This is a genomic window from Sphingomonas sp. NBWT7, assembly GCF_014217605.1.
In the GTDB taxonomy this organism is placed as follows: domain Bacteria; phylum Pseudomonadota; class Alphaproteobacteria; order Sphingomonadales; family Sphingomonadaceae; genus Sphingomonas.
On the sequence record NZ_CP043639.1, the window covers coordinates 2,008,628 to 2,035,597 of the forward strand.

A 26,970-nucleotide genomic window follows, 5' to 3' on the forward strand; every position below is an offset into this window, starting at 1 on the left:
TCAGGGAACGATAAAATCGATTGCCCGGCCGCGCGCGAGCGTCAGCCGTGAGCCGGGATATTGCTCGCCGTCGAGGATGAAGCCCGCTGACAGCGACAGCGTGAGCCGCGCGAAATCGCGTCGGTGGTAGCCGAGCCGCTCGAGCCACGCCGCCTCCGATCCGGCAAGCACCGCCGGAAAACTCGTCAGCAGCTGCCGCGGCGGTGCATCGACGCCAAGCACCTTCAGCCCGTCGCGCACCGCGCCGAACGGCTTGATGCCGAGCGGCAGCCGCTCGAGCGTCGAGGCGAGCAGCAGGTACAGGTCCTGCTCGAGCGTACGCCCGTCCTCGAGCTCGATGCCGACGGGCACGCCGCGGCGCCACGCATTGTCGCGTCCGGCGAACAGCGTCTGCGCGATCGCGCCGAGCAGCGACATGCCCACCGCCAGCCCCTTGAACGCACCGAGGCGATGCGTCTGCTGCGCCAGGGCGGTCGCCTTGACGAAGGCCCCTGCGCCGAAGATGAACCCGCTGAGCGAGGGCGCATCCTCACCTTCGCGGGTGATTTCGATCGGCGTTCGCCGCACGATCCGGCCCGTGTTCGCCGCGGCGATCGCATCGTGCACCGTCCAGTCGGACGGTACGCCGACATCGAGCGCAAGCGCGTTGGTCTTGCCCGATGGAACCAGCGCGATCGGCGGCAGTCCGGCGGGGAAATAGGCGTGCGCCGCGCTCAGCGTATCGCGGATCGTGCCGTCGCCGCCGTCGATCACCAGCAGGTCGATCCCATTGGTCGCGAAGCGGGCGAGCGCGCGCGAAAGGTCTCCCATCGTGTTAGGCGCGGCCCAGTCGAGCTGCGGCGACACCGCGGGCAGCATCCGCTCGCTCGCAAGGTTGCGGTGCGCGCGCTGATTGAGGATCACGCCGACCCGCAGGCTGTGCGGCGCAGCGAATCGCGTCCGCCGCTCCACCGCCTCGTCACGTACGCGCGATGACAGGGTGCCTGCATCGAAGCGCAGCGCACCCGCCAACGGCGATTCAACGAGGCTCGATGGCTTCAACGACGCGACCTTTCAGCAGCCGGCAACACCGGCATAATACACTTGTTCTCGCCACATGGGTGCTGATTGAGGCAAAATTGGGGGAGCGCGGCGATGGATGCGACGGATGCCCTGTTTCGGCGCACCCTGACGAGTGCTGCGATCAGTCGTCGAGCTTCGCGCCCGCCCAACCTGGCAGGCTGATCGTCAGTTGCAGTGTCAGCGCATGATCCATCTGCGCGCGCGACCTGCCGGCGGCGAACCGATATTGGTTGAGGTAGCCGATATCGGCGCTGACCCGCTTCCCGAACGGCACGACGACACCGACGATGTTACGCATCCGCTCGTATCCGCGGCGCTGCCCCCAGGCGGTCGAATTGGGCAGGATGAAACTCTCGTGGCTGACGAATATCGCCAGCCCCTTCCGGCCGAACCGGTGATTGTAGCGCACCAGCGGACGGATACGGAACCCGATCTCGCCGCCGCGCGGGTGGAAGCGCTCGTCGATGCGGAAGCGCGTGGTGAACGGGCCAAAGGTGCCGACAACGTGCTGGCGCAGGCGGTCCTCGTCGTCGGCAGTGTTGCCGTTGTGCGCACCGACCTTACGAAAACCGATGCCGAGCTCGATCTGATCGCTTGCGCGGTAGCCCACGATCCCGCCGAACTCGGTCTGGAACAGGCCGCCGGCGCGATCGCCGAAGCGCCCGATTTGCTCCAGCGTCACGCGCACGCGATCGGCGACGGGGACGTGGGTGTTGATCTGCAGCCATAATTGCTCGTCCTGCTGCTGCGCGGCGGCGGCGCCCGGAAGCAAAATAGCGAGCGCGAGAATCGGCAGCACGATCGATGGCGGGCGGGCGGACATCGCGTTCGCATAGGATGCCGTAAGTCAGCTGTCATGAACGGCGCGCGCGGATCGGTGGCCCTGCCCCGCCGGCGTTTTGATGCGCATTCGCAACAATGGGACACAATCGACGTCCGCCTTGTTCATGACGCATGTCGAGGAAACGAGAAGCTGGCGACCGCATCGTCGCCGTTGGGTTGCTGACCCAGGCGGACGTCGATTCGCTTGGCGGCCGGCTGTCGCGATTATATCCGGTATCCGACGACGACAGTTTCGACGATCTGCTGCGTGCGCTGGATCAGATCCCGCATCACGTGAAGGATACGCCCGCCGGCCGCGACCGGTGAGGGTGCGCGGGTAGCGCGTTGCTCAGCTGCTCGCGACGCGCTGCCACTTGAGGATCGTGACGTAGGTGCGGCCCGATCCTGACACTTCGGGCTCGGTTTCGAGAACGATCCGATCGGCGTCGACAACCTTCACGATTCGGGTGAAGCTGGTGCCGACGCGTGTGGGGATCGAGCTGAACGCGATGGCGTGATGGACGCGATCCCCCTCGCGTCGCCATGTGCCGGCGTAGGCGAAGAAGTCGGTGAAGCTGTCCGCGGCTGGATCGCCGCGAGCGGCCCAGGCGGGATCCATCAGAAACGCGGACATGCGGCCGTCGGCGGTATATTGTAGCTGGCCCGACGGCGGATCGCCGAAGGTGCGCGTTTCCTCGCCATCGCGCATGTTGACGCACGAAAGCAGCGACCAGGCGCCGATCAGATCGACCATCGATCGTCCTCCATACGATCGGGGCGGCGCCTGGCGCCGCCCCGGGGTTCGAAAATGCCCTCGCGATCAGGCGGGAACGGCTTCCTTGCGCTTCTTGCGCACGATCGTCTGCGCGTTGGTATATTCGAGCAGGCCCTCGATCCCGCCTTCGACGCCGACGCCCGACTGCTTCATGCCGCCGAACGCCGCCATCGGCGACAGGTGCTGCGTTTCGTTGACCCACACCGTGCCGCTGGCAATGCGCTGCGCAATCTCGAACGCCTTGTCCTCGTCATTGCCCCACACAGAACCGCCGAGGCCGTAATCGGTCGCATTGGCACGCGCGACGACGTCGTCCACGTCGTCGAACTTCAAGAGTGGCAGCACCGGGCCGAACTGCTCTTCCTGCACGATCCGCGCGTCCTCCGGCGGATTGTCGAGGATCGTCACCGGCACGAAATACCCGGGTACGTCGGCCTTCTCGCCGCCGACGAGGAACTTGTAGCCCTTGTCCTTGGCATCCTGGATCAGCTCGAGCACCCGGGCATATTGCTGCTTGTTGTTGATCGGGCCGATCTGCGTGCCCTGCTCCGACCCGTCGCCGACCTTCACCGTCTTGGCGTAAGCGACCAGCGCGTCGCGCAGCTGATCGTAGATGTCCTTGTGAACGTACATCCGCTTGGTCGCGATGCAGATCTGGCCGTTGTTGCGGAACGCCGCCCAGAACAGCTCCTCGGCGACCTTCTCCACGTCGACGTCGGGCATCACGATCGCGGCGTCGTTGCCGCCGAGCTCCAGTGTCACGCGCTTCAGCGTCGGCGCGGCGGACTGCATCACGCGTTTGCCGGTGGCGGTGGAACCGGTGAAGCTGATCTTGTCGAAGCCGGGGTGGCTCGTCATCCATGGCCCCAGATCGTCGCCGCCGGTGATGATGTTGAGCACGCCGGGCGGCAGTAGCTCGGCGGCCAGCTCGCCGAATTTTAGCGTCGACAGCGGCGTGAACGGCGACGGCTTCAGCACCATCGTATTGCCCGCCAGCAGCGCCGGACCGACCTTGAACATCGCCAGGATCATCGGGAAATTCCACGGCGCGATCGCGCCTACGACGCCCAGCGGCACATGGCGCGTCTCGCTGTAGCGATCGTCCGAATCCTCGTTCACCGTCACCGGCAGGTCGAGCTGCGACGCGGCCATCAGCCAGTAACCAGCGCCCATCACTTCGCCCTGCGACTCGGCGTGCGGCTTGCCCTGCTCGGTGGTCAACAGACGCATCAGCGGATCGGCATTGGCCATGATCGCCTGGCCGAGCGCCGCGAGCTTCGCCTTGCGCTCCGCGATCGGCGTCGCCGACCAGGCGGGGAACGCCTTGCGCGCCGCGTCGATCGCCTTGTCGAGATCGTCGCGCGTCGCGTCGGGGACGCGGGCGATCACTTCCTCGTTGGCGGGGTTGACGACGTCGAGCGTCGCCGAGCCGGCCACCAGCTCGCCGCCGATCAGCATCCGGTAATCGTTCTGAAAGTCCATCGGTCGCTCTCCAGGTCTGTTATCGCAGCCACCATAACAGCTGTTACGCGATCCGCGCTACTGGTCCGATGGCTCTTCGCGCTTCGCGCCGTCGAGCATGCGTGCCTGCCGCTCGGCGTCCTTCGTCGCAGCCTCGCGCTCGGCTTTGGTACGGCCGAAAGCGACGCGATTGACCGCCGCGGTCTCCGCCGCCGCCTGGCGCGTGCGGGCCTTGCGCGCGCGGCGCAGGTTGATCACCTCACCCATGCGCGCCGCGCTTCATGTCACGGGCGCACTTCGCGCGCGATGCCGTCGAGCAGGCCATTGACGAAGCCCGCCTCGCGCCGCTCGTAGAAGGCGTGCGCCACGTCGACATACTCGCTGATCACCGCGCCCTTGGGTACGTCGATTCGCGAGAGAAGCTCATAGGTGCCGGCGCGCAGGATCGCCTTCATCGGCTTGTCGAGCCGCTCGAGCGTCCAGCCGCTGGCGAGCCGGCCTTCGATCAATTTGTCGATCTCGCCCGCGCGGGCATGCGCGCCGGTGACGAGATCGTCGAAGAAGGCGACGTCCGCTTCGGCATATTCGACGTCTTCGATCGTCGCACCGATGCGATGGTGATGGAATTCGTGGAGCAGCGCGGTGATCGGCGTCCCCTCCATCTCATATTGGTAGAGTGCCTGGGTGGCGGCGAGACGCGCGGCGGCGCGCGCCTTGGTACGGGCAGCGGTACGGGACATGGGCGCGGGCTTTACGCCGCCGGCGCGGGTTGGGCCAGTCCCTGCGCGCGTCGTTTCAGCGGCGCCCCTGCAGACGCAGCGCGACCGACTGGGCGTGTGCGGGCAGGCCCTCCGCCGTCGCCAGCGCCACGGTGGCGGAGCCAAGCTTGTCGAGCGCGGCGGCATCGAGCTGGAGGAAGCTGGTGCGCTTCATGAAATCGGTGACGCCGAGCCCGCTGGCGAAGCGCGCGCGCCGCCCGGTCGGCAGCACATGGTTCGGCCCGGCAACGTAATCGCCGATCGCCTCGGGCGTATGGCGGCCGAGGAAGGCGGAGCCGGCGTGGCGCAGGCGGTCGAACAGCGGCTGCGGATCATCGACCGCAATCTCGACATGCTCGGGCGCCAGCGCATCGACCAGCGGCATCGCCTCGCCGAGGTCGCGCACCAGAATGATCGCCCCGCTGCGCTCCCACGCGATCCGCGCCGTTTCGCCCGTCGCCAGCGTATCGAGCTGCCGCTCGACCGCGGCGGCGACGGCGTCGGCGAAGCGAGCGTCGTCCGTGAACAGGATCGACTGCGTCGTTACGTCGTGCTCGGCTTGGCTGAGCAGATCGGCGGCGATCCATTCGGGATCGTTCGCGCCGTCCGCGACGACGACGATCTCGCTCGGCCCCGCAACCATGTCGATCCCGACGACGCCGTAGACCTGCCGCTTGGCTTCGGCGACCCAGGCGTTGCCCGGCCCCGTCACGACATCGACGCGCGCGATCCGATCTGTGCCCCAGGCAAGCGCACCGATCGCCTGCGCGCCGCCGATCCGCCACACCTCGTCCGCGCCGGCGAGATGCGCTGCGGCGAGGACGAGCGGATTGATGAAGCCCTTCGGCGTCGGCGTCACGACGACGAGCCGCTCGACCCCCGCCACCTTGGCGGGGATCGCGTTCATCAGCAGCGTCGATGGGTAAGCCGCACGCCCGCCGGGAACGTAGATGCCCGCGGCATCCACCGCGCGCCACCGCGCGCCCAGGCGCACACCGGCATCGTCGGTGAACGCCGTATCGTCCGGACGCTGCTTCTCGTGATAGGCGCGAATCCGCGACGCCGCGAGTTCGAGTGCGGAACGCAGCTCGGGATCCAGGCGATCGAACGCCGCGGCGCAATCGCTGAGCGGGACCGACCAACCACCGGCATCGAGGTCGTGGCCATCGAACCGCTGCGTATAGTCGCGCAGCGCCGCATCGCCCTCCGCGCGGACGCGGTCGAGGATCGCCGACACGTCGCGCGTCACGTCGCCGTCCGATTCGCGGCGCGCGTCGACCAGCGCGACAAAGTCAGTGGCGAAAGTCGCGTCGGTGGTGGATAGACGGATCATGCGGCGGCAGCCTCGGTCACCGCGCGGCGGAACGCCTCCACCAGCGGCACCACGCGGCCCGCGCGCATCTTCATCGCCGCGCGGTTGACGATCAGGCGTGAGGATACTTCGAGGATCCGTTCGACCTCGACCAGCCCGTTCTCCTTCAGCGTGCGGCCAGAGGAAACGAGATCGACGATCCGCGGTGCGAGGCCGAGCATCGGGGCGAGCTCCATCGCGCCGTTGAGCTTGATGCATTCCGCCTGGACGCCGCGCCGCGCGAAATGCTGCGCCGTCAGATGCGGATATTTGGTCGCCACGCGCACGTGGCTCCAGCCGCGCGGATCGTCCTGTGCGGCGAGATCGGCGGGCTCGGCGACGGACAGGCGGCAATGGCCGATGCCGAGATCGACCGGGGCGTAGAGTTCGGGATAGGCGAACTCGCCGAGCACGTCCGATCCGACGATGCCGAGTTGCGCCGCCCCATGCGCGACGAAGGTCGCCACGTCGAACGCGCGCACGCGGATCAGCGCGATGCCCGCGTCCTGCGTCGCGAAGCGCAGTGCCCGGCTGTCTTCGTCGAAGAAGGCCGGCTCGGGCACCACGCCGGCGGCGGCGAGCAGCGGCTGCACCTCAGCGAGAATGCGCCCCTTGGGGACGGCGATGACGAGCGGTTCGGCCATGGCGCGGGCTTTACGGGGCGGGGGATGGAGGCGCAACAAGGGGCAGGAACGGAGGTGCAGATGGCAGACGAGGCGACCAATCGCGGGGCGTTCATGATCCAGCACCATTATTGCACGGTGATGGCCGCACCGATTACCGCGCGCGTCTGTCAGGCGCTGTCGACGGCGGTGTCGCGCGACAGCCGGACGGGCGCACGCGTCCTCGACTGGCCGGGAGAGCCGACCGCGGACGCGCTGCCGCTGCGACTGGTCGGCGGGCTGCACGCACTGCATCGCGACGGCACTGCGCCGGACTTGAGCCAGGTGTTCCGCGGCGAGATCACCGATGAGGCGGCGGTCGCGCGGATCGTCGGCGAGACCCTGGTGGCGCATGACGACGCGCTGTTCGGCTGGCTCGATTCGCCGCCGCAGACGAACGAGCCGGGGCGATCGGCGGCGCTGATGGCGGGCCTGATCGATGTCGTGCGCCGCTTCGACCAGCCGATCGCGCTGCTCGAGATCGGATCGAGCGCGGGGCTTAACCTGATGATCGATCGGTTCGGCTTCGATCTCGGCGGCACGCGCTACGGCCCCGCGGATGCGGCGCTAACGATCCGTCCCGAGTGGCGCGGCGACGCGCCGCCGGCTGCGGACGTGCGCTTCGCCTCGATCCGCGGCGTCGACATCCAGCCAATCGACGCGCGCGATCCGGCGAACGCGCGACGGCTGGCCGCTTATGCCTGGATCGACACGCCAGAGCGGATCGCGCGGATCGAGCAGGTCATCGCGCTGATCAATACCGATCCGCCGCAGCTCGACGCGGGCGACGCCGCGCAATGGGTGGCGGAGCGACTGGCCGAGCCACAGCCGGCGGGCGAGACCCGGGTGCTCGTCCACTCGGTCGTGTGGCAGTATCTGGGCGAAGCGCGACAGGCGGCGATCCGCGCGGCGATGGCGGCGGCAGCAGCGCGCGCGACGTCCGAGCGGCCGCTTGCCTGGGTCCGGATGGAACCCAACAAGCAGAGCGCGGTGCAGGAAGTGTGGGTACAGGCATGGCCCGGCGCCGCCGCGCCGCGTCGCGTGGCGCAGAGCCACGCGCACGGGACGTGGGTTGCGCCGACCGATCCCGCGGATACGCCACCCGACGGCGATTTCGTCATCGGCGGCGCTGGCTATTGGGAGAATGCGGCGACACGCAAGCTTGCCGGCGCCTAGCGCGGTCCGGAACCGCTCAGGCAGGCAGGCTCAGGGATAACTGACCGTGTTGGGCTGGCCCGGGATCGGGATCCATTCGATCTCGTCACCCGGCACAACGGGGAACTCGCGCGCCATCCAAGCGCGCTTCGCCTCCTGGATGCGCTCGCGAGACGAACTAACAAAATTCCACCACACGTGGCGCGGCGTCTTGAACGCCTCGCCCCCCGCCAACATCGCGCGTGCACCGCTTGCGCTGCGCAGCGTCGCGGCGATCCCCGGCCGCACGACGTAGAGCCGCTGCGGTTCGAGCGGCAGCCCTTCGAGCGTCGCATCGCCTTCGACGAGGTAGATCGCGCGCTCGTCCGCCTCGGCATCGATCGGCACGCTGGCGCCTGCGGCAAGGCGGATGTCGGCGTAGATCGTGCCGGCATAGGTCGTCGTCGGCGCTGACTTGCCCCATAGATCGCCCATGATGATGCGCGCGGTGACCCCGGCGCCCTCGATTACGGGCAGATCGTCGGCAACGACGTGCTCGAAGGCGGGCGCGATCTCCTCGCGCCCGTCGGGCAGCGCAAGCCACGTCTGGATCCCCGACAGCGCGGGGCCGCCGGAGCGGACATCCTCGGGCGAGCGCTCCGAGTGGACGATGCCGCTGCCCGCCGTCATCAGGTTCACCGCGCCCGGCCGGATCGTGATGGCGGTGCCGAGCGAATCGCGGTGCCCCATCGCGCCGTCGAACAGATAAGTGACGGTCGACAGGTTGATGTGCGGATGCGGACGCACGTCGATCCCCTGCCCCGGTGGCAGCTGTGCCGGCCCCATCTGGTCGAAGAACAGGAACGGGCCGACCATCGTGCGCTCGCGGTGGGGCAGCGTGCGATGCACCTTGAATCCACCGATATCGTGGGTGGCGGGCAGCAGGGTCTGTTCGATCAGGTCTTCACGCGTCATCGGTCGCCTCCAGCATCGCCGGCAGATCGGCGGGGTAGATCGTCTCTGGCCAGTCAGCGAGTTCGTCGCGCGCGAACCAGCGCCAGGTCGTCATCACGCGCCGCTCGAGATCGGTGTGCCCGGCGGGATCGATCACCGGGGCATCGACGTCGACGCGGAACCAGCGTTCGTCCGCGGTGACGGCGACGCGCTCTAGGGTCAGGAACTCGACGTGGCGCTGCGCCACCTCAGGACCCGGATCGGCGACGATTCCGGTCTCTTCGTACAATTCCCGGCGCGCCGCGGCGGCATAGCTCTCGCCGGGATCGAGCGCGCCGCCCGGCGTGCACCAGAACGGCGGGCGATCGTCGGGCGTAAAGCGGAACAGCAGCGCACGGCCGGCGCGATCAACGAGCATGATCCGCGCCGCGGGCCGCTTCGCGCGCGCGACCGGCCGATCGCCGGGCGCCGCCGCGTCACGCGTCATCGTCGAGCTCGGGATAATGGCGGAAGATGCCGTCCTCGTTGAAGGCGATGCGGCGATCGCTGGCGAGATAGGCGGCGATCCCCGGCAGCGCCGCGACGCGATCGTGAAGCGCGATCAGCCGCGGATAATCCTGCTCGATCGCCGCCATCCGCCGCGGGAACATGTAGCGCAGCCCGGCGACGACCTGGAACAGCGAGGTATCGGCGTAGCTCCACCGATCGCCGGCCAGCCAGTCGCCCGTATTGGCGCCGGCCGCGGCCTCGAAATGCGCGAGGAATTTGGGCAGCCGCTCGGCACGAAACTGCGCCGCGGCGCGCGCCGCCTCGCTCGCCTGCTCGTCATAATAAGCCATCATGTCGACCGGATGGTGCACGTTGTGCACCTCAGCGACGAGATCGGCGATCGTCAGCTGAAGCTGGTTGATCCACAGGCGATCGGCAAGCGCGGACGGGGCGAGACCGTGCCGCTCGCCCAGATACAGGAGGATATTGGCGACCTGCGCGATAATGATGCCGTCCGCCTCCAGATAGGGCGGCGCGAACGGCACGCGGCCGGTGCGCGCCTCCATGTCCTCGACGAGCGCCTCCGCGCCCGCATCGCGCGCGCAATCCTCGTAAGCGATGCCGGCGGCCTCGAGCGGCAGACGGATGAACTCGCCGCGCCCCTGCAAATCGGGCCAGTACCACAAGCGATAGGTCACGCGGCCGCCTCCCCCGGCGCGAGCGTCTTCATCGCCAGCGCGTGGATCGAATCGCGCATGAGATCGCCGAGTGCCCGGTTGACGAGCCGCTGGCGCGCGACGCGCGTGAGCCCGACGAAGGCGGCGCTCTCGACAACGACGCGAAAGTGCGATTCGCCCGATCCGTCGTCGCCTGCATGGCCGCGATGCTGCGCGCTCTCGTTGATCACGGCGAGCCGCGTCGGGGCGAGCGCCTGGGTGAGACGGGCGGTGATCGCCTGTTCGATCGGGCCGGTGGAAGCGTCGGTCATGCTGCCTACATAATGCGTTTTGACGGGGATTGTCGGGTTTTGGCGAAGGAAAGGGCGAACACACGGTTTCACGGAAGGATCGAAGGCGATCGGCCCTGTGCCGTGCCCGGTTGCCCCGAACCGGGGGAGTTTCGGGCGCCGCCGCTCGAAGGGGCGAGCAGCGACGGACCGCCGGCGTTCCGCTGGTTCTGCCTGGAGCACGTCCGCGCGTTCAACGCCGGCTACAATTACTTCGACGGCATGACCGCGGAGGAGATCCACCATGCGCAGCGTCCACTGGCGGGGTGGGAGCGCGAGACGCGGGCGTTCGCGCGCGCGGGCGGCGGCGATCCCGGGCCGCGCTGGCACGATTTCGCCGACCCGCTCGACGCGATCAGCGCCCGCTTCCGCCGCGAGACCGCGCCCGAGCGCTCCGACGGCAAGCCGCTGTCGGGGCAGGACCGTGCTAGCCTCAAGGTGCTGGGCCTGGCGGCGGACGCCGACCGATCGGCGCTGCGCAAGCGCTACAGCGAATTGGTGCGGCGCTATCACCCCGATCGCAACGGCGGCGATCGCAGCCACGAGGCGCTGCTGCAAAAGGTGATCGCGGCGTATCAGCAGCTGCGCCAGGCGCCCGCGTTTGCGTGAAGGGCGGCGGGTTGCTGGCGCTAGCCCAGCGATGGCGACACCGCGTCCGACGCTCGCAGGGCACGACCGGTGACCTCGCACCTGTTTGACTCTGACCTTGCATGAAGCGGCCGTGCCGTCTGCTCGCCGCCCAACCTCGGTGGGTTTGCTCGCACCAACACGGCCGCTCCAGAGACAGACCACGGATAGGGGCCGTTAGACGGTCTGCCTTCAACCTATCTGAACGCTTGCGACACAGCGGCGCGGGCAGGCCACGGGTAGCGTGAAAACAAGAAGGGCCCCGGCATCGCTGCCGGGGCCCTCTTCCTGTTCGCGTCTGGCGCGATCGCTCAGTCGCGATTGCCCGTCAGGAACGCCGGGGCGAACTCGGGCGCACTGCCCTCGTCGCTGCCGCCTTCACGGCCACCCTCGGGGCGCGGGCCACGGTCGCGGCGCGGGCCGCGGTCACCGCCACGGTCGCCACCACCACGCGGGCCACGATCACCACCACGGCCGCCGCGATCGCCGCCGCCGTCACGGCGCGGACCACGGTCGCCGCGCGGCTCGCGCGGTTCACGTGCGGGACGCGTGTCCTCCAGCTCGGCGCCGGTCTCCTGGTCGACGACGCGCATCGACAGGCGAACCTTGCCGCGCGGATCGATCTCGAGGACCTTGACCTTCACTTCCTGGCCTTCGGACACGACGTCGCCCGGCTTCTCGACGCGCTCGTTCTTCATCTCGGAAACGTGGACGAGACCGTCCTTGCCGCCCATGAAATTCACGAACGCGCCGAAATCGACGATGTTGACGACCTTGCCGGTGTAGATCTTGCCGACCTCGGCCTCTTCCACGATGCCCTTGATCCAGGCGACCGCCGCCTCGATCTGGCTGTGGTCGGACGAGCTGATCTTGACCACACCCTCGTCGTCGATGTCGACCTTCGCGCCGGTGGTCGCGACGATCTCGCGGATCACCTTGCCGCCGGTGCCGATGATGTCGCGGATCTTCGACTTGTCGACCGTCAGCGTCTCGATGCGCGGCGCGTGCGCGCTGAGCTCGGTACGCGTCTCGCCGAGCGCCTTGTTCATCTCTTCCAGGATGTGCGCGCGGCCGTCATGCGCCTGCGCCAGCGCGACGCGCATGATCTCCTCGGTGATGCCAGCGATCTTGATGTCCATCTGAAGGCTGGTGATGCCTTCCGAGGTGCCGGCCACCTTGAAGTCCATGTCGCCGAGGTGATCCTCGTCGCCCAGGATGTCGGACAGGACGGCGAAGTCCTTGCCTTCGAGGATCAGGCCCATCGCGATGCCCGAGACGGGGCGCTTGATCGGCACGCCGGCGTCCATCAGGCTGAGCGAGCCGCCGCACACCGTCGCCATCGACGACGAGCCGTTCGACTCGGTGATGTCGCTGGTGACGCGGATCGTGTAAGGGAACTCCTCCTTCGACGGCAGCACGGCGTGCAGCGCGCGCCAGGCGAGCTTGCCGTGGCCGATGTCGCGGCGCGACGGCGCACCGAAGCGGCCGACTTCACCGACCGAATAGGGCGGGAAGTTATAGTGCAGCATGAAGTTCTGATAGCTGAGCCCGTTCAGCCCATCGATCATCTGCTCCGCGTCGCGCGTGCCAAGCGTCGTCGTCGCGATCGTCTGCGTCTCGCCGCGGGTGAACAGCGCCGAGCCGTGCGCGCGCGGCAGGAAGTGCACTTCGGCCGAGATCGGACGCACCGTCTTGGTGTCGCGACCGTCGATGCGGCGGCCGGTCTTGAGGATCGCGCCCCGGACGATTTCCGCCTCGACCTTCTTCACCAGCTTTAGCGTGCCGAGATATTCCGCCGGGTTCGCTTCCTTGAGGTCGGCGAACGCGTCGCGCGCCTTGGTGCGGGCCTCGTTGATCGCGGTCTGGCGGGCCTGCTTGTCGGTCAGCTTGTAGGCCGCCTCCATGTCCTTGCCGATCAGCTTCTTGAGCTTGGCCTTGTTGGCGGACAGGTCGGCGCTCTGCTTGAGCTCCCACGGATCCTTGGCGGCCTGTTCGGCGAGGTCGATGATCGCGTCGATCACCTGCTGCGAGGCCTTGTGCGCGAACATCACCGCGCCGAGCATCACGTCTTCCGACAGCTCCTTGGCCTCGGATTCGACCATCATCACCGCGTCGTGCGTCGCGGCGACCATCAGGTCGAGCTCGCCGGTCGCGACGTCGGCGTCCGACGGGTTGAGGACGTATTCACCGTCCTTGTAACCGACGCGCGCCGCGCCGATCGGGCCCATGAACGGCACGCCCGACAGCGTCATCGCGGCCGATGCGGCGATCATCGCCAGCAGATCGGGCTCGTTCTCGCCGTCATAGCTCATCACCTGCGCGATGCAGTTGATCTCGTTGTAGAAGCCTTCGGGGAACAGCGGGCGCAGCGGGCGATCGATCAGCCGGCTGACCAGCGTCTCGCGCTCGGTCGCGCCGCGCTCACGCTTGAAGAAGCCGCCGGGGATACGCCCCGCCGACGAGAATTTTTCCTGGTAGTGAACGGTCAGCGGGAAGAAATCCTGCCCCTCCTTCACCGACTTGGCGGCGGTCACGGCACACAGCACCACCGTCTCGCCGAGCGTCGCGAGCACCGCGCCGTCCGCCTGGCGTGCAACGCGGCCGGTCTCGAGCGTCAGCGTCTTGCCGCCCCACTCGATGCTTACCTTCTTGGTATCGAACATTTGATTTCCTTCACTCCGGCCGCCCTATGCAGCCGGGGCCTGCTTGAGCCAGTCTTGGCCCGTGCCGGCGGCGCCTTATTGCCCGCCGGCGGTGCGCATCGCATCAGCCGCGAAGCGCATATGCGAGAAGGGCGCCGCGAGGGCGCCCTTCGGTGATTACTTGCGAAGGCCGAGCTTCGCGATGAGGGCGAGGTAGCGATCCCCGTCCTTCTTGCGCAGATAGTCGAGCAGCGAGCGGCGCTTGTTGACCATCATCAGCAGGCCGCGGCGCGAATGGTTGTCCTTCGCGTGGCCCTTGAAATGCTCGGTCAGGTTGCGGATCCGCTCGGTCAGGATCGCGACCTGCACTTCGGGCGAACCGGTGTCGCCTTCGGCGCGCGAATGATCCTTGATGACTTCCTGGCGGCGTTCTGCGGTGATCGTCACGTATTTTCCTACGACATCTTCTAAAGGTTGAAGCCGCGGACGACACGACCCTCGCGGGCCTGGACCTCGATCAGCGCGACCGGCACGTCGTGCAGGCAGGCGAAATACTGGCCATCGTCGGCAGCGATCCCGCCCAGAACACGCCCCTGGCGGAGCGCCCCTGCCTGGTCGGGAGTGAGGGGAAGAGCCGGGATGTCGTCCAGCCCTGCCCTCAGCGGCAGAAGAACCTGTTCAAGGCTGCGCGCCTTAGCAACTTCGCCCAATTTGTCCAGCGATATCGCGTGGGCAAGATCGAACGGACCCGCCTTCGTGCGCCGCAGATAGGTGACATGGCCGACCGTGCCGAGCGCGAGCGCGATATCGCGCGCAAGGCTGCGGATATAGGTGCCCTTGGACACGTGCGCAGTGAACGTCGCCGTCACCGCCGCCGTTTCCCCCGCCGGCGGCGCCGCATCGACGAGTGACAGCGCGTAAATCGTCACGCGGCGGCTGGCGAGCACCACCGCTTCGCCGGCGCGCGCGAGATCATAGGCGCGGCGCCCGTCCACCTTGAGCGCGGAATAGGCGGGCGGCATCTGGTCTATCGCGCCGGTGAAGCGCGGAAGGATCGCGGATATGGCGGCGCGCGACGGGCGAACCTCGCTTGTCGCGATCACCGCGCCCTCCGTATCGAGCGTGTCGGTCTGCGTTCCGAACGACACGGTGAAGTCGTACACCTTGTCGCTGTCGAGCATCCGGCCGGCGAGCTTGGTCGCCTCGCCGAGCGCGATCGGCAGCACGCCCGATGCGAGCGGATCGAGCGTGCCGCCGTGACCGATCTTGGCGTTGGCATAGCCGCCGTCGCGCAGCGCGCGCTTGACCGCGCTGACGCCCTGCGTCGAGCCGAGCCCGAGCGGCTTGTCGAGGATCAGCCAGCCGTTCACGATCGCGCCATTACGAAAACGCCTGCGCGAACCCGAGATACTGGCGCACGAGCCAGTCCGCGGGCGGGCCGACGAGCTTGGCGACGATGCTCGCGCCCGGCCAGATCATCGGCACGACGACGAGCAGGATGATGACGAGCGGAAAACCGAACCGCGCAAGCTTCGCCCACTCCACCGCAAGGCGCCGCGGCAGGACGCCCTGCACCACATGCCCGCCGTCGAACGGCGGCAGCGGCAGCAGGTTGAACACCGCGAGGAAGATGTTGATCAGCAGGAAGTTGACGAGGTTGGCGAGGACGAAGCCCGCCAGTCCCTGCGGCGGCGCCTCCGCCCCGCCGAAGAGCACGCCGAGCGCCACCGCCGCCACCGCCGCCAGCGCGAAATTCATCCCCGGCCCGGCGAGCGCGACCGCGACCATCCCCCAGCGCGGATTGCGCAGCCGCGTGCCATCGACCGGCACCGGCTTCGCCCAGCCGAATACCGGCGCCTTGGCGAGCGCGAGCGCGAGCGGCAGGATCACCGTGCCGACCGGATCGACGTGGCGCAGCGGATTGAACGACAGGCGATTGAGCCGGGCGGCGGTGGGATCGCCCAACGCGCGCGCCATCAGCCCGTGCGCCACCTCGTGGAAGACGATCGCGATCACCAGCGGGATGATCCATACCGCGGCGGCGTAGACGACATTGTCGGGTGTCATGCAGCGCGAGATAGGCGCGGCGCGCGGGTTGCGCCAGCGGCGTGCCACCGTTGGCGTAGCGGCGCTATCGGCGGTAATGATCGCCGCTCACGCTGTCGGCGACTTGCAACGGACGGAAAAGTTGCCCGATCTCGCGTCAGCCGCCCTCGCCCGTCAAAGCAGCAGTGAAATGGCGGCGGCACAGCGCGACGTAGCGATCGTTGCCGCCGATTTCGGTCTGCGCGCCTGCCGCGACCGGCTTGCCGGCTGCATCGACGCGCAGGTTCATCGTCGCCTTGCGGCCACACGCGCAGACCGACTTGATCTCGACCAAAGCATCCGCGAGCGCGAGCAGCCGCGCCGATCCCTCGAACAGCGCGCCCTGAAAATCGGTGCGCAGCCCGTAGGCGAGCACGGGAATACGGTCGATGTCGGCGAGCCGCGCGAGCTGGTCGACCTGCGCGGCGGTGAGGAACTGCGCCTCGTCGACGAGCACGCAGGCGATACTCTCCTCGGCGTGGCGATCGAGCACGCAGGCGGCGATGTTGGTATCAGCTTCGAACATCGTCGCGGCGGCGGACAGGCCGATCCGCGAGGTGATCGTACCCGCGGCGAAGCGATCGTCGATCGCGGCGGTGAACAGCATCGTCGCCATGCCGCGCTCGCGATAGTTGAAATCGGCCTGGAGCAGGTTGGTGGATTTGCCCGCGTTCATGCTGGCATAGTAGAAATAGAGCTTGGCCATGCGTCGATCTTGCTGATCCGGCTACGTCGCGCCACCGTTTTCGCGTCGAAGACAGGCGCCCTTCGGCAAGGGGCTACCCGCATCGACGGGAAGCGCCGTAGCATTATTGCGCGAGATCACCGCGCAGTTGAATTGCAGTCGAGTGCTCCGCTCAGCCGCGGTCGCCGTCCAGATCGCGCGCCACCTTGGGATCGCGCAGGAGTTGGTCGATATGCGTGCCCTCGTCGAAGCTCTCGTCGGGCAGAAACTTGAGCCGCGCGGCATATTTCATCTTAACGCGGTGCGCGACTTCGCGCTGCAAATAGGCGGTGTTGGTGCGCAGCGCCTTCAGCACCTTCTCCTCGTCGCGGCCGAGCAGCGGCTTCACGAACACGGTCGCATGCCGCAGGTCTGGCGACATGCGCACTTCGGTGACGCTGACGAGATGGCTGACGAGCACGTCGTCGTGCACGTCGCCGCGCTGCAGGATCTCGGAAAGGATGTGGCGCACCTGCTCGCCGACGCGCAGCGTGCGGACGGATTTCTCTGGCTGTTCGGTCATTGTCCAAAACCTCCCCTCCGCCGCGCAGCGACGGAGGGGATCGTCCCTTAGAGCGTGCGCTCGCGCATCTCGACTTCGTACGTCTCGAGGAAGTCGCCCGACTTGATATCGGTGAAGTTCTGCGTGAACGTCACACCGCACTCGAGCCCGGCGCGAACCTCGGGCACGTCGTCCTTGAAACGGCGCAGCGACGCGATCTCACCCTGGTAGATGATGACGTCGTTGCGCGTGATGCGCGCTTTGAGCGCCTTGCGGATGACGCCTTCGACCACCAGCAGACCGGCGGCGCGGCCATGTTTGCCGGCCGAGAACACCTCGCGGATCTCCGCGCGGCCGACGACCGTCTCGAACGCTTCCGGCCCAAGCTGGCCGGCCATGCCCGCGCGAATCTCGTCGATCAGATCGTAGATGACGTCGTAATATTTCAGCGCCACCTTGTGCCGATCGGCGATCTCGCGCGCCTTGGCATTGGCACGGACATGGAAGCCGATGATCGGTGCACCCGATGCCGCCGCGGCGTTGACGTCGCTCTCGGTGATGCCGCCGACTGCCGAGTGCAGGATGCGCACGCGGATGTCGTCGGTCGACAGCTTGTTGAGCGACGCGACGATTGCCTCGACGGTGCCCTGCGTGTCCGCCTTCACGACGATCGGATATTCGATCGCCTTGTTCGCCGCGAGCGCGGAGAACATGCTCTCGAGGCTGGCCGGCGCCGACGTGGTGCGCTTCTGCGTCAGCACGCCCTGGCGATATTCGGCGACCTCGCGCGCACGCGCCTCACTCTCCACCACCTGCAGGCGATCGCCTGCCGACGGCGTGCCCGAGATGCCGAGCACCTCGACCGGCATCGACGGCTCGGCCTGCTTGAGCTGGCGTCCCTTGTCGTCGACCAGCGCGCGCACCTTGCCGCTCTCCGCCCCGACGACGAAGATGTCGCCGACCTTGAGCGTGCCGCGCGTGACGAGCATCGTCGCGACCGGACCGCGCCCCTTGTCGAGCTTCGCCTCGATCACGCTGCCCTCGGCATCGCGATTGGGGTTGGCCTTAAGCTCCATCAGTTCGGCCTGCAGCTGGATCTTCTCGATCAACTCGTCGAGGCCGGTCTTCTTGAGTGCCGACACTTCGACGTCCTGCGTCTCGCCGCCCATCGCCTCGACCTGCACGTCATGCTCAAGCAGCCGCTCGCGCACGCGCTGGGCATTGGCATCGTGCTTGTCGATCTTGTTGATCGCCACGATCATCGGCTTGCCCGCCGCCTTGGTGTGGTTGATCGCCTCGATCGTCTGCGGCATCAGCCCGTCGTCGGCGGCGACGACCAGCACCACGATGTCGGTGACGTCCGCGCCGCGCGCGCGCATCGCGGTAAACGCTTCGTGGCCCGGCGTGTCGAGGAAGGTGATCTTCGACTTGTCCTTCAGCGTTACCTGATAGGCGCCGATATGCTGCGTAATGCCGCCCGCCTCCCCGCGCACCACGTCGGTGCCGCGCAGCGCGTCAAGCAGGCTGGTCTTGCCGTGATCGACGTGGCCCATGATCGTAACGACCGGGGGACGCGGCAGCAGCTGCTCCTCGGTGTCCTCGGTGGTGTCGAGCACCAGATCGATGTCGCTGTCGCTGACGCGCACGACGTTGTGACCGAATTCGGTGACGAGCAGCTCGGCCGTATCCTGGTCGATCGTCTGCGTCATGGTGACGGGCGAACCCATCTTGAACAGCGCCTTGACGAGGTCAGCGCCACGCTCGGCCATGCGATTGGCGAGTTCCTGGACGGTGATCGCCTCGGGCACCTGCACGTCGCGCACCTGCTTCGCCTGCGGCTCGCGCGGGCCGGTCCAGCCGCGCTTCTCCTTCTCGCGCGCACGCTTCAGCGCGGCGAGCGAGCGGGCACGCGCGCCATCCTCGTTCAGGGCTCGGTTGACGGTCAGCTTGCCGCCGCGACGCTCGTCGCCCTTGCGATCACGCTGCTGCGGGCGCGCCGGCGGCGCGCTGCGCGGCGTGGCCTGCCCCGACGGGAGGCTGCGCGTGGGCTGGTTGCCGCTCGCGGTCGACGCCGCGGCGGGTGCCGGCTCGGGCTTGGGCTCGGGCTTCGGCTGCGGTTTGGGAATCTCGGGACGCGCCACCGGCGAGAAGCGGCGCGGCGCCGGCATCGCCGGATCGCGCGCCAGCTCAAGGATCGGCGGCGGCGCGGGCGGTGCGACCGGCGCAACAGGCGCAGCCGGTGCCGCTGGAGCAGTCGAGTCGGCTGGCTGCGGCGTAGCGGCAGAGACGGGCTCCGGCGTGGGCGCAACGGGCGCTTCGGTCGCCGGCGTCTCAGCTACCGGGGCAGGAGCAGGCGCGGGTGCCGGCTCGGGCGCAGCAGTCGGCTCAGGCGCCGGCGTAGCGGCGACCTTCGCCTGCGCGGCGTCCGCTGCCGCCTTTTCCTCGGCCCGGCGGCGCTCGTCTTCGGCCGCGCGCGCGCGCTCGGCTTCCTCGCGGTGACGCAGCTCCTCGAGCGTGCGCATCCGCTGGTCCTCGGCCTCGCGCAGCATGCGGGCCTGACGCTCCTGCGGCGTCTCGTTCGACGGCGGGCGCGGCGGCGTCGGCGCAGGGGCTGGTGCGGCCGGCGCTGCAACCGGTGCCGGCGCAGCAGGCGCTTCGGCAACCGGCGCGGGATCGCCCGGGCGGCGGATCGTGCGCGCCTTCTTCGTTTCCACGATCACCGTGTTCGAGCGGCCGTGGCTGAAGCTCTGCTTCACCTTGCCGGTCTCGACCGTGCGCCGGACGCCTAGCGGCGCGCGCATGCCAAGTTTCGGCTTTTCGTTGTCGGTCTCGCTCACTCAAAATCCTCGTGTGTCGTCACGGCCGGTTCATGCCCGGAAAGTCCGGGCGCCGATGCGCCTTGCGCGGCCGTTGCGCAAGGTGCGGCAATCGGGTTCGCCGTCGAGGCATCGCCTTGACGGAAACCCACAGGGTCGGGGCCGATGAAATGCCGCCAGCGATCGAGCGCCTCGCCCAACCTGCCGGCCGCCAAGCGGTCGGTGACGCCGATATGTACCACGTTTTCGCGGCCCAGCGCCATCGACAATATGGGGCGCGCAACCGGAAGAACCAAGCCCCGAAGATCGGAGCCCTCGCGATCCGATCCGACCCGCCATGCCTGCGCCAGCCGGCGACAGCCGTCATCGCTCGCATCGGCGGCGTGATAGAGCGCATGAAGACGTCCGGCCCGCGCCGCCTCCGCGATCCGTTCCGATCCGGTGAACAGCATGCCAGCGCGCGATTCGAGCCCCAGCCTGTCGAGCGCATTGCGTTCGAGCGCGTCGGCGATAAGCGCCGCAAGGTCGTCGGGGATGACGATCTCGCCCGTCTTGAACGCCCGCGCCAGCGCGCCGCGCAACTTGCCCTTGGCCTGCGCCGTCTCGAGCGCCGCGCGCGTCACGCCGATCCAGGCCCCGCGCCCCGGCGCTTTGGCGCGAACGTCGGGCAGGACGCGGCCGTCCGGCGCACGGACGAGCCGGACGAGGCCGTCACGGGGGGCCTCGTCACGCGAGAGAATGCAGGTCCGGATAGGATCACTCATGCGCCGCCTCCATCGCGGCGGCGGCGGGACAGGCGCATGACGCCACCGCCCGCCAAGGTGCGGGACGGTTGAAGCCGAGCCTGCCGGAGTGTCGCTAGCCGATCATTGCGAGGAACCCGCATGCGCGTCTCCCTCACTCGTCGCCACTTTGGGCGCGTCCCGATCGGCGATCAGCACGCCCCCGGCGCCATAATTTTCGGTCGACACCTCTTCGATCACGATCTGCACCGCGGCCGGGTTCTTGCCCAGCCGGGTAACGAGCGAGGACGTGACGTCAGCCACGATCCCGGCCTTCTGCTCCTTCGATGCGGAGCCCGATATCCTGATCGAGACGAACGGCATCAGGCCTCCGACCCCTCCGTCTGCGCCGCCGGTTCGTCCTCGAACCAGTGCGCGCGCGCGGCCATGATGATCTCGTTGCCCTGCTCCTCGTTGAGGCCGTACTGACCGAGCACCCCGCCCTTGTGCTCGGGACGCTTTGGCGCGTCCTCGTTGCGGCGGCGCGGCTCGGCCCGCTTCTTCTCGATCAGCTCGTCGGTGGCGAGATCGGCGACGTCATCGAGCGTTTTGATTCCGGCCTTGCCCAGCGTCACCAGCATCGCTTCGGTCAGATGCGGCAGCTCGGCCACCGCATCCTCGACGCCGAGCGCGCGGCGCTCGTCGCGGTTGGCCTGCTCGCGGCGCTCGATCGCCTCGGCAGCGCGGCTCTGCAACTCCTGCGCGAGATCCTCGTCGAAGCCTTCGATCGCGGCGAGCTCGTCGAGTTCGACGTAGGCGACCTCCTCCATCTCGGTGAAGCCTTCCGCCACCAGCAACTGCGCCAGCGTCTCGTCGACGTCGAGCTCGTTCTGGAACATCTCGGTCCGCGTGACGAAGTCCTGCTGGCGCTTCTCCGACGAATCGGTCTCGGTCATGATGTCGATCGCCTTGGCCGTCAGCTGGCTGGCGAGACGCACGTTCTGCCCGCGGCGGCCGATCGCGAGGCTCAGCATGTCGTCAGGCACGACGACCTCGATCCGCTCCTCTTCCTCGTCGATGATCACGCGGCTGACGTTGGCTGGCTGCAGCGCGTTGACGACGAAGGTCGCGATGTCGGGCGACCAAGGGATGATGTCGATCTTCTCGCCCTGCATTTCCTGCACGACGGCCTGGACGCGGCTGCCCTTCATGCCGACGCACGCGCCGACCGGATCGATCGAGCTGTCATGCGAGATGACGCCGATTTTGGCGCGCGAACCCGGATCGCGCGCAGCGGCCTTGATCTCGATAATGCCGTCGTAGATCTCGGGCACTTCCTGCGCGAACAGCTTCTTCATGAAGTCGGGATGCGCGCGGCTGAGGAAGATCTGCGGCCCGCGATTCTCGCGCACCACCTTCAGGATCAGCGACCGGATGCGGTCGTTGACGCGCACCACTTCACGCGGAATCTGCTGGTCGCGGCGGATAACGCCCTCGGCACGACCCAGATCGACGACGATGTGGCCGAACTCGACCCGCTTGACGACGCCAGTGATGATCTCGCCCGCGCGATCCTTGAATTCCTCATACTGGCGCTCGCGCTCTGCATCGCGAACCTTCTGGAAGATCGTCTGCTTGGCGGCCTGCGCTTGGATTCGCCCGAATTCGATCGGGGGCAGCGGATCGACCAGATAGTCGCCGACCTTGGCACCGGTCTGCAGCTTCTGCGCGCCGGCGACGTCAACCTGCTTGTAGAGATCGTCGACCTCCTCGACGACCTCGACGACGCGCCACAGCCGCAGATCCCCGTTGTTCGCGTCGAGCTTCGCGCGAATGTCCATCTCCTGGCCGTAGCGGGTACGCGCTGCGCGCTGGATCGCATCCTCCATCGCTTCGATGACGATCGCCTTGTCGATCATCTTCTCGCTGGCGACGCTGTTGGCGATCGCGATCAGTTCCGCGCGGTTCGCGGTGACGCCGGTGGCCATTGCTTAGGATTCCTCTGCTTCGATTTCTTCTTCGTCCGCGCCTTCGATCGAGAGCGGGACGGTTGCTGCAATCAACTTGTCGGTGAGCACCAGCTTGGCATCGACAATCCGGCCGAAGGGCACGCTCGCGACGCTGCCGGTGCGGTTGCGGATCGAGATGTCCTCGCCGTCCACTGCTGCAATCTCGCCGCGGAACTGCTTCTGCCCGTCGAGCGGCGCGTTGAGCGTCAGCTTCGCCTCATGCCCCTGCCAGTCGGCATAGTCGGCGAGGCGAGTCAGCGGACGATCGATCCCGGGGCTGGACACTTCGAGGCGGTACGCCCCGTCGATCGGATCACGCCCCGCCTCTTCCAGCGCGTCGAACACGTCGGAGATGCGGCGCGACAGATCGGCGCAGTCGTCGATCGTCAGCTGCCGCGTGTCGGGCCGCTCGGCCATCACCTGCAACGTGCGCTCGTCGCCCTTGCCGAACAACGCCACGCGCACGAGATCGAAGCCGAGCGCGGTCGCTTCGGGTTCGATCAATCGAATCAGCGCGGTAATGTCCGTCATCGAGGCTCCAAGCACGGGTCGTTGCCGCCGCGGAGCGAACCCCGCGACCCCTTGCATCTAACGATGTAAGAGAAAGCACGCGCGATATAGCGCAGGCGCCCGCCCGCGACAATCCCCGTACGCAATGATCAGTGGGCCGGTCAGTCGGCGAACAGCAGCACGGGCGTCTCGAGCAGCTTCTTCACCGCTTGGACGTAGCTCGCCGCGTCCCAGCCATCGACCACGCGGTGGTCGCAGCTGATCGACAGGTTCATCAGCTTGGCGCGAACGATGTCGTCGCCTCTAAAGACCGGGCGCTCGACGATCTTGTTCGGCCCGATGATCGCGACCTCGGGTCGATTGATGACCGGCGTCGTCGCGATGCCGCCGAGCGGCCCGAGCGAGGTGACGGTGATCGTCCCGCCGCCGAGTTCGTCGGGCTTTAGCTTCTGCGTGCGCGCGGCTTCCGCCAGCCGGCCGATCTCGCCCGCGAGTTGCCACACGTTCTTGTCCTGCGCGTCGCGGATCACCGGCACCGTCAGCCCGGCGTCGGTCTGCGCCGCGATCCCCATATGCACCCGCCCCGACCGCGTCACCACGCCCGCCTCGTCGTCGTAACGCGCGTTGAGCATCGGGAAGTCGGGCAACGTGCGACAGATCGCGACGATCAGGAACGGCAGCATGGTGAGCTTTGGCCGGCCACCGCGATTATCGTTAAGGTCTGCCCGCATCTCTTCCAGCGCGGTCACGTCGATCTCGTCGACATAGGTGAAGTGCGGAATGTGGCGCTTCGACGCTGCCATGTTCTCGGCAATGCGGCGACGCATCCCGATCACCTTGACCTGCTCGTCCGCCCGCGCGCGGCTGGCATGCGGCGCGTGATAGCCCTGCCCGCCGGCGTAGCGCAGATAGGCGTCGAGGTCGGCGTGGCGAATGCGGTCGCCCTCGGATACCTTCACCTGGGCGAGATCGACGCCGAGATCCTTCGCGCGCGCGCGCACCGTCGGGGAGGCGAGAACGGGCGCGGCCGGCGACGCGGCCGGCGCGCTCGGCGCGATATCCGCGGGCGATGCCTGCGGCGCAGATGGCGCGGGGGCAGCTGGTGCGGGAGCGACGGCGGGCGCGGTTTGCGCGACTTCTTCGACGCCCGGGTTCTCCGCCTCGAACGCCTCGGCCTCATCAGCACCGCCGAGCTTCTGCTCCACCGTCGCGGCAGGCGCGTCAGCGTCGTCGGCTGCGTCTGCCTCGGTCTCGATCACCACCAGCATGGCGCCGATCGCGACCTGGTCACCAACCTCGCCGGCAACCTCGACGACCGTCCCCGATACCGGCGATTCCATCTCGACGGTCGCCTTGTCGGTCATCATGTCGGCGATATTCTGGTCTTCCTCGACCCGGTCGCCGACCTTGACGTGCCAGCCGACGATCTCCGCCTCGGCGATGCCTTCGCCGATGTCGGGCAGCTTGAACGTGAAACGCGCCATGTGCCGATCAGTCCTTCAGAATCTTCTTGAGTGCCATGCCGATGCGCACGGGGCCCGGGAAATATGCCCATTCCAGGCTGTGTGGATACGGCGTGTCGAAACCCGTCACGCGTTCCACCGGCGCCTCGAGGTGGAAGAAGCAGCGTTCCTGCACCAGCGCCGACAGCTCCGCGCCGAACCCGCCGGTGCGCGTCGCCTCGTGCACGATCAGGCAGCGCCCGGTCTTCTTCACGCTTTCCTCGATCGTCTCGATGTCGAGCGGGACCAGCGTCCTGAGGTCGATGATCTCGGCGTCGACGCCCGTATCCTCGACGACCTGCGCGCAGACGTGCACCATCGTACCATAGGCGAGCATCGTCACCGCCTCGCCCTCGCGCACCACCGCCGCCTTGCCGAGCGGGATCTTGTAGTAACCGGTCGGTACCTCGCCGCCGGGATGCTTCGACCAGTTCGCCGCCGGGCGATCCCAATGGCCGTTGAACGGGCCGTTGTAGATGCGCTTGGGCTCGAAGAAGATCGTCGGATCATTGTCCTCGATCGCCGCGATCAATAGCCCCTTGGCATCATAGGGCGTCGATGGGATCACCGTTTTCAGCCCGGAAACGTGCGTGAAGATGCCCTCGGGGCTTTGCGAGTGCGTCTGCCCGCCGAAGATGCCGCCGCCGAACGGCGAGCGCACCGTGATGGGCGCAGTGAACTCGCCGTCCGAGCGGTAGCGCAGCCGCGCCGCCTCGCTGACGAGCTGGTCGAGCGCAGGATAGATATAATCGGCGAACTGGATCTCGGGCACCGGGCGAAGGCCGTAGGCGCCCATGCCGATCGACACGCCGATGATGCCGATCTCGGTGATCGGCGTGTCGAACACGCGCGTCTTGCCGTATTTCGCCTGCAGCCCCGCGGTGGCGCGGAACACGCCGCCGAAATAGCCCACATCCTCGCCCATCACCACGACGCCCGCGTCGCGTTCCATCATCACGTCCATAGCGGAATTGATCGCCTGGATCATGTTCATGCGGGTGGTGGCGTCCGTGGCGGCATCCGCCACAGCCGGCGTTGCCGGCGCATTGTTCGTATCAGCCACGTCGCTCACTTTCGATCCCACGGTCGGCCGCTCTCGGTCTCTTCGTCGATCATCTGCTGGCGCTGCTCGCACAGGTGCCAGGGCATTTCCTCGAACACGCCGTCGAACAGCGTATCGAGCGGCTGGTGCAGGCCGTGGCCGAGGATGCCGTTCTTCTCGGCTTCCTTCTGTGCCGCCTTCACCTCGTCGGCGACCTCGCGGTCCATCGCCGCGTGTCGCTCGTCGTCCCACTCGCCGATCGTGACGAGATGATCCTTGAGGCGTCGGATCGGGTCGCCGAGCGGCCATGCGGTCGGCTCACCGGCGGAACGATATTGCGTCGGATCGTCGGAAGTCGAATGGCCTTCGGCGCGATAGGTGAAATGCTCGATCAGCGTCGGTCCCTGGTTGGTCCGTGCGCGCTCCGCCGCCCATTGCGTCGCCGCATAGACCGCCAGCGCGTCGTTGCCGTCGACGCGCAGCCCGGCAATGCCGTAGCCGACCGCGCGCGCCGCGAACGTCGTCGCCTCCGCCCCGGCGAAGCCAGAGAAGCTCGAGATCGCCCACTGGTTGTTGACGACGTTGAAGATCACCGGCGCGCGGTAGACCGTCGCAAAGGTCAGCGCGGAGTGGAAGTCGCCTTCCGCGGTCGATCCTTCGCCGCACCAAGTCGCCGCGATCCGCGTATCGCCCTTCGACGCCGAGGCCATCGCCCAGCCCACCGCCTGCGGATATTGCGTCGTCAGATTGCCGGAGATCGAGAAGAAGCCGAAGCGCTTCTCCGAATACATGATCGGCAGCTGCTTGCCCTGCAGCTTGTCGCCGCGATTCGAGTAGATCTGGTTCATCATGTCGACCAGCGGGCAGCCACGCGCGATCAGCAGGCCTTGTTGGCGATACGAGGGGAAGCACATGTCCTCGGCATCGAGCGCATAGGCCTGCGGCACCGCCACCGCCTCCTCGCCAAGCGACTTCATGTAGAAGCTCGTCTTGCCCTGCCGCTGTGCGCGGAACATGCGCTCGTCGAATGCACGCACCATCGCCATGTGGCGCAGCATGCGGCGCAGCGTGTCGGCCGACAGCTTGGGATCCCACGGGCCGACCGCGCGGTTCTCTTCGTCCAGCACGCGCACCATCGTGTAGACGAGATCGGTGAAACCGCGCGCATCCTCGGCGGTGTCGGGCCGCCGGGCGGATCCCGCCGGTGGTACGTCGACGTCGGCGAAATCGACCGTGTCGCCGGGGCGGAACTTGGGCTCGGGCACGTGCAGCGCGAGCGGGGGCAGGTTGCTGCGGGCGGCGTCCGCCATGGTCT

The 26,970-nt window shown here is 67.8% G+C and carries 29 protein-coding genes; 3 read left to right on the forward strand and 26 right to left on the reverse strand.

All coding sequences use genetic code 11. The features are described from left to right. Both F1C10_RS09895 and F1C10_RS09900 read right to left on the reverse strand, forming a co-directional pair. The gene (locus tag F1C10_RS09895; RefSeq protein WP_185205818.1) at positions 1 to 1,041 is read right to left on the reverse strand and encodes a diacylglycerol kinase family protein; all 1,041 of its coding nucleotides are present in this window, start codon (positions 1,039 to 1,041) and stop codon (positions 1 to 3) included. A gap of 142 nt (positions 1,042 to 1,183) precedes the next feature. Continuing rightward, positions 1,184 to 1,885 (reverse strand): DUF2490 domain-containing protein, encoded by a 702-nt coding sequence (locus F1C10_RS09900; RefSeq protein ID WP_185205820.1) that lies wholly within the window; start codon positions 1,883 to 1,885, stop codon positions 1,184 to 1,186. 131 nt (positions 1,886 to 2,016) lie between these two features. Here F1C10_RS09900 and F1C10_RS09905 point away from each other — a divergent pair, with 131 nt between their 5' ends. Next, a complete protein-coding gene (locus tag F1C10_RS09905) occupies positions 2,017 to 2,211 on the forward strand; it encodes a hypothetical protein (protein ID WP_185205821.1) in 195 nt (64 codons plus the stop codon). A 22-nt stretch (positions 2,212 to 2,233) separates the two neighbouring features. Here the strand turns inward: F1C10_RS09905 and F1C10_RS09910 are convergent, their stop codons facing one another. From F1C10_RS09910 to hisG, 6 genes are all read right to left on the reverse strand, one after another. After that, a complete protein-coding gene (locus tag F1C10_RS09910) occupies positions 2,234 to 2,638 on the reverse strand; it encodes a lipocalin-like domain-containing protein (protein ID WP_185205823.1) in 405 nt (134 codons plus the stop codon). Positions 2,639 to 2,704: 66 nt separating this feature from the next. Next, positions 2,705 to 4,141 carry an aldehyde dehydrogenase family protein gene (locus F1C10_RS09915; protein WP_185205825.1) on the reverse strand — a complete coding sequence of 479 codons (1,437 nt, stop codon included), beginning with the start codon at positions 4,139 to 4,141 and terminating at the stop codon, positions 2,705 to 2,707. A 57-nt stretch (positions 4,142 to 4,198) separates the two neighbouring features. Further along, entirely contained in the window at positions 4,199 to 4,387 is a 189-nt protein-coding gene (locus F1C10_RS09920; protein WP_185205827.1) for a DUF4169 family protein, read from the reverse strand. A 17-nt stretch (positions 4,388 to 4,404) separates the two neighbouring features. After that, a complete protein-coding gene (nusB, locus tag F1C10_RS09925) occupies positions 4,405 to 4,860 on the reverse strand; it encodes a transcription antitermination factor NusB (protein ID WP_185205828.1) in 456 nt (151 codons plus the stop codon). A 55-nt stretch (positions 4,861 to 4,915) separates the two neighbouring features. Continuing rightward, positions 4,916 to 6,211, reverse strand: coding sequence for a histidinol dehydrogenase (hisD, locus tag F1C10_RS09930; protein ID WP_185205830.1), 1,296 nt, complete (start codon positions 6,209 to 6,211; stop codon positions 4,916 to 4,918). Beyond that, positions 6,208 to 6,873 (reverse strand): ATP phosphoribosyltransferase, encoded by a 666-nt coding sequence (hisG, locus tag F1C10_RS09935; protein ID WP_185205832.1) that lies wholly within the window; start codon positions 6,871 to 6,873, stop codon positions 6,208 to 6,210. Before hisG ends, hisD begins: the two co-directional genes overlap by 4 nt. Positions 6,874 to 6,933: 60 nt before the next feature. Here hisG and F1C10_RS09940 point away from each other — a divergent pair, with 60 nt between their 5' ends. Further along, positions 6,934 to 8,067, forward strand: a complete 1,134-nt coding sequence (locus F1C10_RS09940) for a DUF2332 domain-containing protein (RefSeq protein ID WP_185205833.1) — start codon at positions 6,934 to 6,936, stop codon at positions 8,065 to 8,067. A 30-nt stretch (positions 8,068 to 8,097) separates the two neighbouring features. On the opposite strand, the gene F1C10_RS09945 is transcribed toward F1C10_RS09940, so the two are convergent. The 4 genes from F1C10_RS09945 to F1C10_RS09960 are packed head-to-tail and all read right to left on the reverse strand — an operon-like array spanning position 8,098 to position 10,456. Beyond that, positions 8,098 to 9,000, reverse strand: coding sequence for a pirin family protein (locus F1C10_RS09945; protein ID WP_185205835.1), 903 nt, complete (start codon positions 8,998 to 9,000; stop codon positions 8,098 to 8,100). Continuing rightward, positions 8,990 to 9,466 carry an NUDIX hydrolase gene (locus F1C10_RS09950; protein WP_185205837.1) on the reverse strand — a complete coding sequence of 159 codons (477 nt, stop codon included), beginning with the start codon at positions 9,464 to 9,466 and terminating at the stop codon, positions 8,990 to 8,992. The genes F1C10_RS09945 and F1C10_RS09950 overlap by 11 nt, the downstream gene beginning before the upstream one ends. After that, positions 9,456 to 10,166, reverse strand: a complete 711-nt coding sequence (locus F1C10_RS09955; RefSeq protein ID WP_185205838.1) for a glutathione S-transferase — start codon at positions 10,164 to 10,166, stop codon at positions 9,456 to 9,458. Before F1C10_RS09955 ends, F1C10_RS09950 begins: the two co-directional genes overlap by 11 nt. After that, complete coding sequence (locus F1C10_RS09960) at positions 10,163 to 10,456, reverse strand: BolA family transcriptional regulator (protein ID WP_185205840.1); 294 nt, start codon at positions 10,454 to 10,456, stop codon at positions 10,163 to 10,165. The genes F1C10_RS09955 and F1C10_RS09960 overlap by 4 nt, the downstream gene beginning before the upstream one ends. A 12-nt stretch (positions 10,457 to 10,468) precedes the next feature. Between F1C10_RS09960 and F1C10_RS09965 the strand changes: the two genes are divergently transcribed. Continuing rightward, positions 10,469 to 11,083, forward strand: a complete 615-nt coding sequence (locus tag F1C10_RS09965; RefSeq protein WP_185205842.1) for a J domain-containing protein — start codon at positions 10,469 to 10,471, stop codon at positions 11,081 to 11,083. 329 nt (positions 11,084 to 11,412) lie between these two features. Here F1C10_RS09965 and pnp read toward each other — a convergent pair whose 3' ends face one another. The 14 genes from pnp to F1C10_RS10035 all read right to left on the reverse strand — a co-directional run bounded on the left by pnp (position 11,413) and on the right by F1C10_RS10035 (position 26,965). Continuing rightward, on the reverse strand, positions 11,413 to 13,764 hold the full coding sequence (gene pnp / locus F1C10_RS09970) for a polyribonucleotide nucleotidyltransferase (RefSeq protein ID WP_185205844.1): 2,352 nt from the start codon (positions 13,762 to 13,764) through the stop codon (positions 11,413 to 11,415). A gap of 156 nt (positions 13,765 to 13,920) precedes the next feature. Continuing rightward, complete coding sequence (gene rpsO, locus F1C10_RS09975; protein WP_185205846.1) at positions 13,921 to 14,190, reverse strand: 30S ribosomal protein S15; 270 nt, start codon at positions 14,188 to 14,190, stop codon at positions 13,921 to 13,923. A gap of 20 nt (positions 14,191 to 14,210) precedes the next feature. Beyond that, positions 14,211 to 15,113: a tRNA pseudouridine(55) synthase TruB gene (gene truB, locus F1C10_RS09980; protein ID WP_219729732.1), complete on the reverse strand. Its 903-nt coding sequence runs from the start codon at positions 15,111 to 15,113 to the stop codon at positions 14,211 to 14,213. Between the two features lie 10 nt (positions 15,114 to 15,123). After that, positions 15,124 to 15,810, reverse strand: coding sequence for a site-2 protease family protein (locus F1C10_RS09985; protein WP_185205848.1), 687 nt, complete (start codon positions 15,808 to 15,810; stop codon positions 15,124 to 15,126). Between the two features lie 136 nt (positions 15,811 to 15,946). Beyond that, positions 15,947 to 16,534: a thymidine kinase gene (locus F1C10_RS09990; protein ID WP_185205850.1), complete on the reverse strand. Its 588-nt coding sequence runs from the start codon at positions 16,532 to 16,534 to the stop codon at positions 15,947 to 15,949. Positions 16,535 to 16,685: 151 nt separating this feature from the next. Then, positions 16,686 to 17,075 carry a 30S ribosome-binding factor RbfA gene (rbfA, locus tag F1C10_RS09995; RefSeq protein WP_185205852.1) on the reverse strand — a complete coding sequence of 130 codons (390 nt, stop codon included), beginning with the start codon at positions 17,073 to 17,075 and terminating at the stop codon, positions 16,686 to 16,688. A 47-nt stretch (positions 17,076 to 17,122) separates the two neighbouring features. Further along, the gene (infB, locus tag F1C10_RS10000) at positions 17,123 to 19,891 is read right to left on the reverse strand and encodes a translation initiation factor IF-2 (RefSeq protein WP_185205854.1); all 2,769 of its coding nucleotides are present in this window, start codon (positions 19,889 to 19,891) and stop codon (positions 17,123 to 17,125) included. Further along, positions 19,888 to 20,634: a DUF448 domain-containing protein gene (locus F1C10_RS10005; protein ID WP_185205856.1), complete on the reverse strand. Its 747-nt coding sequence runs from the start codon at positions 20,632 to 20,634 to the stop codon at positions 19,888 to 19,890. The genes infB and F1C10_RS10005 overlap by 4 nt, the downstream gene beginning before the upstream one ends. A gap of 102 nt (positions 20,635 to 20,736) precedes the next feature. Further along, positions 20,737 to 20,976: a 4-oxalocrotonate tautomerase family protein gene (locus tag F1C10_RS10010; RefSeq protein ID WP_185205858.1), complete on the reverse strand. Its 240-nt coding sequence runs from the start codon at positions 20,974 to 20,976 to the stop codon at positions 20,737 to 20,739. Next, a complete protein-coding gene (gene nusA, locus F1C10_RS10015) occupies positions 20,976 to 22,580 on the reverse strand; it encodes a transcription termination factor NusA (RefSeq protein WP_185205860.1) in 1,605 nt (534 codons plus the stop codon). Before nusA ends, F1C10_RS10010 begins: the two co-directional genes overlap by 1 nt. Positions 22,581 to 22,583: 3 nt before the next feature. Continuing rightward, positions 22,584 to 23,132 (reverse strand): ribosome maturation protein RimP, encoded by a 549-nt coding sequence (rimP, locus tag F1C10_RS10020; RefSeq protein WP_185205862.1) that lies wholly within the window; start codon positions 23,130 to 23,132, stop codon positions 22,584 to 22,586. 140 nt (positions 23,133 to 23,272) lie between these two features. Next, positions 23,273 to 24,595 (reverse strand): dihydrolipoamide acetyltransferase family protein, encoded by a 1,323-nt coding sequence (locus tag F1C10_RS10025; protein WP_185205864.1) that lies wholly within the window; start codon positions 24,593 to 24,595, stop codon positions 23,273 to 23,275. Positions 24,596 to 24,602: 7 nt separating this feature from the next. Next, positions 24,603 to 25,607, reverse strand: coding sequence for an alpha-ketoacid dehydrogenase subunit beta (locus tag F1C10_RS10030; protein WP_185210178.1), 1,005 nt, complete (start codon positions 25,605 to 25,607; stop codon positions 24,603 to 24,605). A gap of 74 nt (positions 25,608 to 25,681) precedes the next feature. Next, a complete protein-coding gene (locus F1C10_RS10035) occupies positions 25,682 to 26,965 on the reverse strand; it encodes a 3-methyl-2-oxobutanoate dehydrogenase (2-methylpropanoyl-transferring) subunit alpha (protein WP_185205866.1) in 1,284 nt (427 codons plus the stop codon). Between the last annotated feature and the right edge of the window lie 5 nt (positions 26,966 to 26,970).

Bases quoted from the DNA above. Each gene is read 5' to 3' on its own strand.
- F1C10_RS09900 (WP_185205820.1), bottom strand. From the start codon at position 1,885: ATGTCCGCCCGCCCGCCATCGATCGTGCTGCCGATTCTCGCGCTCGCT.
- F1C10_RS09905 (WP_185205821.1), top strand. From the start codon at position 2,017: ATGTCGAGGAAACGAGAAGCTGGCGACCGCATCGTCGCCGTTGGGTTG.
- F1C10_RS09910 (WP_185205823.1), bottom strand. From the start codon at position 2,638: ATGGTCGATCTGATCGGCGCCTGGTCGCTGCTTTCGTGCGTCAACATG.
- F1C10_RS09915 (WP_185205825.1), bottom strand. From the start codon at position 4,141: ATGGACTTTCAGAACGATTACCGGATGCTGATCGGCGGCGAGCTGGTG.
- F1C10_RS09920 (WP_185205827.1), bottom strand. From the start codon at position 4,387: ATGGGTGAGGTGATCAACCTGCGCCGCGCGCGCAAGGCCCGCACGCGC.
- nusB (WP_185205828.1), bottom strand. From the start codon at position 4,860: ATGTCCCGTACCGCTGCCCGTACCAAGGCGCGCGCCGCCGCGCGTCTC.
- hisD (WP_185205830.1), bottom strand. From the start codon at position 6,211: ATGATCCGTCTATCCACCACCGACGCGACTTTCGCCACTGACTTTGTC.
- hisG (WP_185205832.1), bottom strand. From the start codon at position 6,873: ATGGCCGAACCGCTCGTCATCGCCGTCCCCAAGGGGCGCATTCTCGCT.
- F1C10_RS09940 (WP_185205833.1), top strand. From the start codon at position 6,934: ATGGCAGACGAGGCGACCAATCGCGGGGCGTTCATGATCCAGCACCAT.
- F1C10_RS09945 (WP_185205835.1), bottom strand. From the start codon at position 9,000: ATGACGCGTGAAGACCTGATCGAACAGACCCTGCTGCCCGCCACCCAC.
- F1C10_RS09950 (WP_185205837.1), bottom strand. From the start codon at position 9,466: ATGACGCGTGACGCGGCGGCGCCCGGCGATCGGCCGGTCGCGCGCGCG.
- F1C10_RS09960 (WP_185205840.1), bottom strand. From the start codon at position 10,456: ATGACCGACGCTTCCACCGGCCCGATCGAACAGGCGATCACCGCCCGT.
- F1C10_RS09965 (WP_185205842.1), top strand. From the start codon at position 10,469: ATGCGTTTTGACGGGGATTGTCGGGTTTTGGCGAAGGAAAGGGCGAAC.
- pnp (WP_185205844.1), bottom strand. From the start codon at position 13,764: ATGTTCGATACCAAGAAGGTAAGCATCGAGTGGGGCGGCAAGACGCTG.
- F1C10_RS09985 (WP_185205848.1), bottom strand. From the start codon at position 15,810: ATGACACCCGACAATGTCGTCTACGCCGCCGCGGTATGGATCATCCCG.
- F1C10_RS09990 (WP_185205850.1), bottom strand. From the start codon at position 16,534: ATGGCCAAGCTCTATTTCTACTATGCCAGCATGAACGCGGGCAAATCC.
- rbfA (WP_185205852.1), bottom strand. From the start codon at position 17,075: ATGACCGAACAGCCAGAGAAATCCGTCCGCACGCTGCGCGTCGGCGAG.
- F1C10_RS10005 (WP_185205856.1), bottom strand. From the start codon at position 20,634: ATGAGTGATCCTATCCGGACCTGCATTCTCTCGCGTGACGAGGCCCCC.
- F1C10_RS10010 (WP_185205858.1), bottom strand. From the start codon at position 20,976: ATGCCGTTCGTCTCGATCAGGATATCGGGCTCCGCATCGAAGGAGCAG.
- nusA (WP_185205860.1), bottom strand. From the start codon at position 22,580: ATGGCCACCGGCGTCACCGCGAACCGCGCGGAACTGATCGCGATCGCC.
- rimP (WP_185205862.1), bottom strand. From the start codon at position 23,132: ATGACGGACATTACCGCGCTGATTCGATTGATCGAACCCGAAGCGACC.
- F1C10_RS10025 (WP_185205864.1), bottom strand. From the start codon at position 24,595: ATGGCGCGTTTCACGTTCAAGCTGCCCGACATCGGCGAAGGCATCGCC.
- F1C10_RS10030 (WP_185210178.1), bottom strand. From the start codon at position 25,607: ATGAACATGATCCAGGCGATCAATTCCGCTATGGACGTGATGATGGAA.
- F1C10_RS10035 (WP_185205866.1), bottom strand. From the start codon at position 26,965: ATGGCGGACGCCGCCCGCAGCAACCTGCCCCCGCTCGCGCTGCACGTG.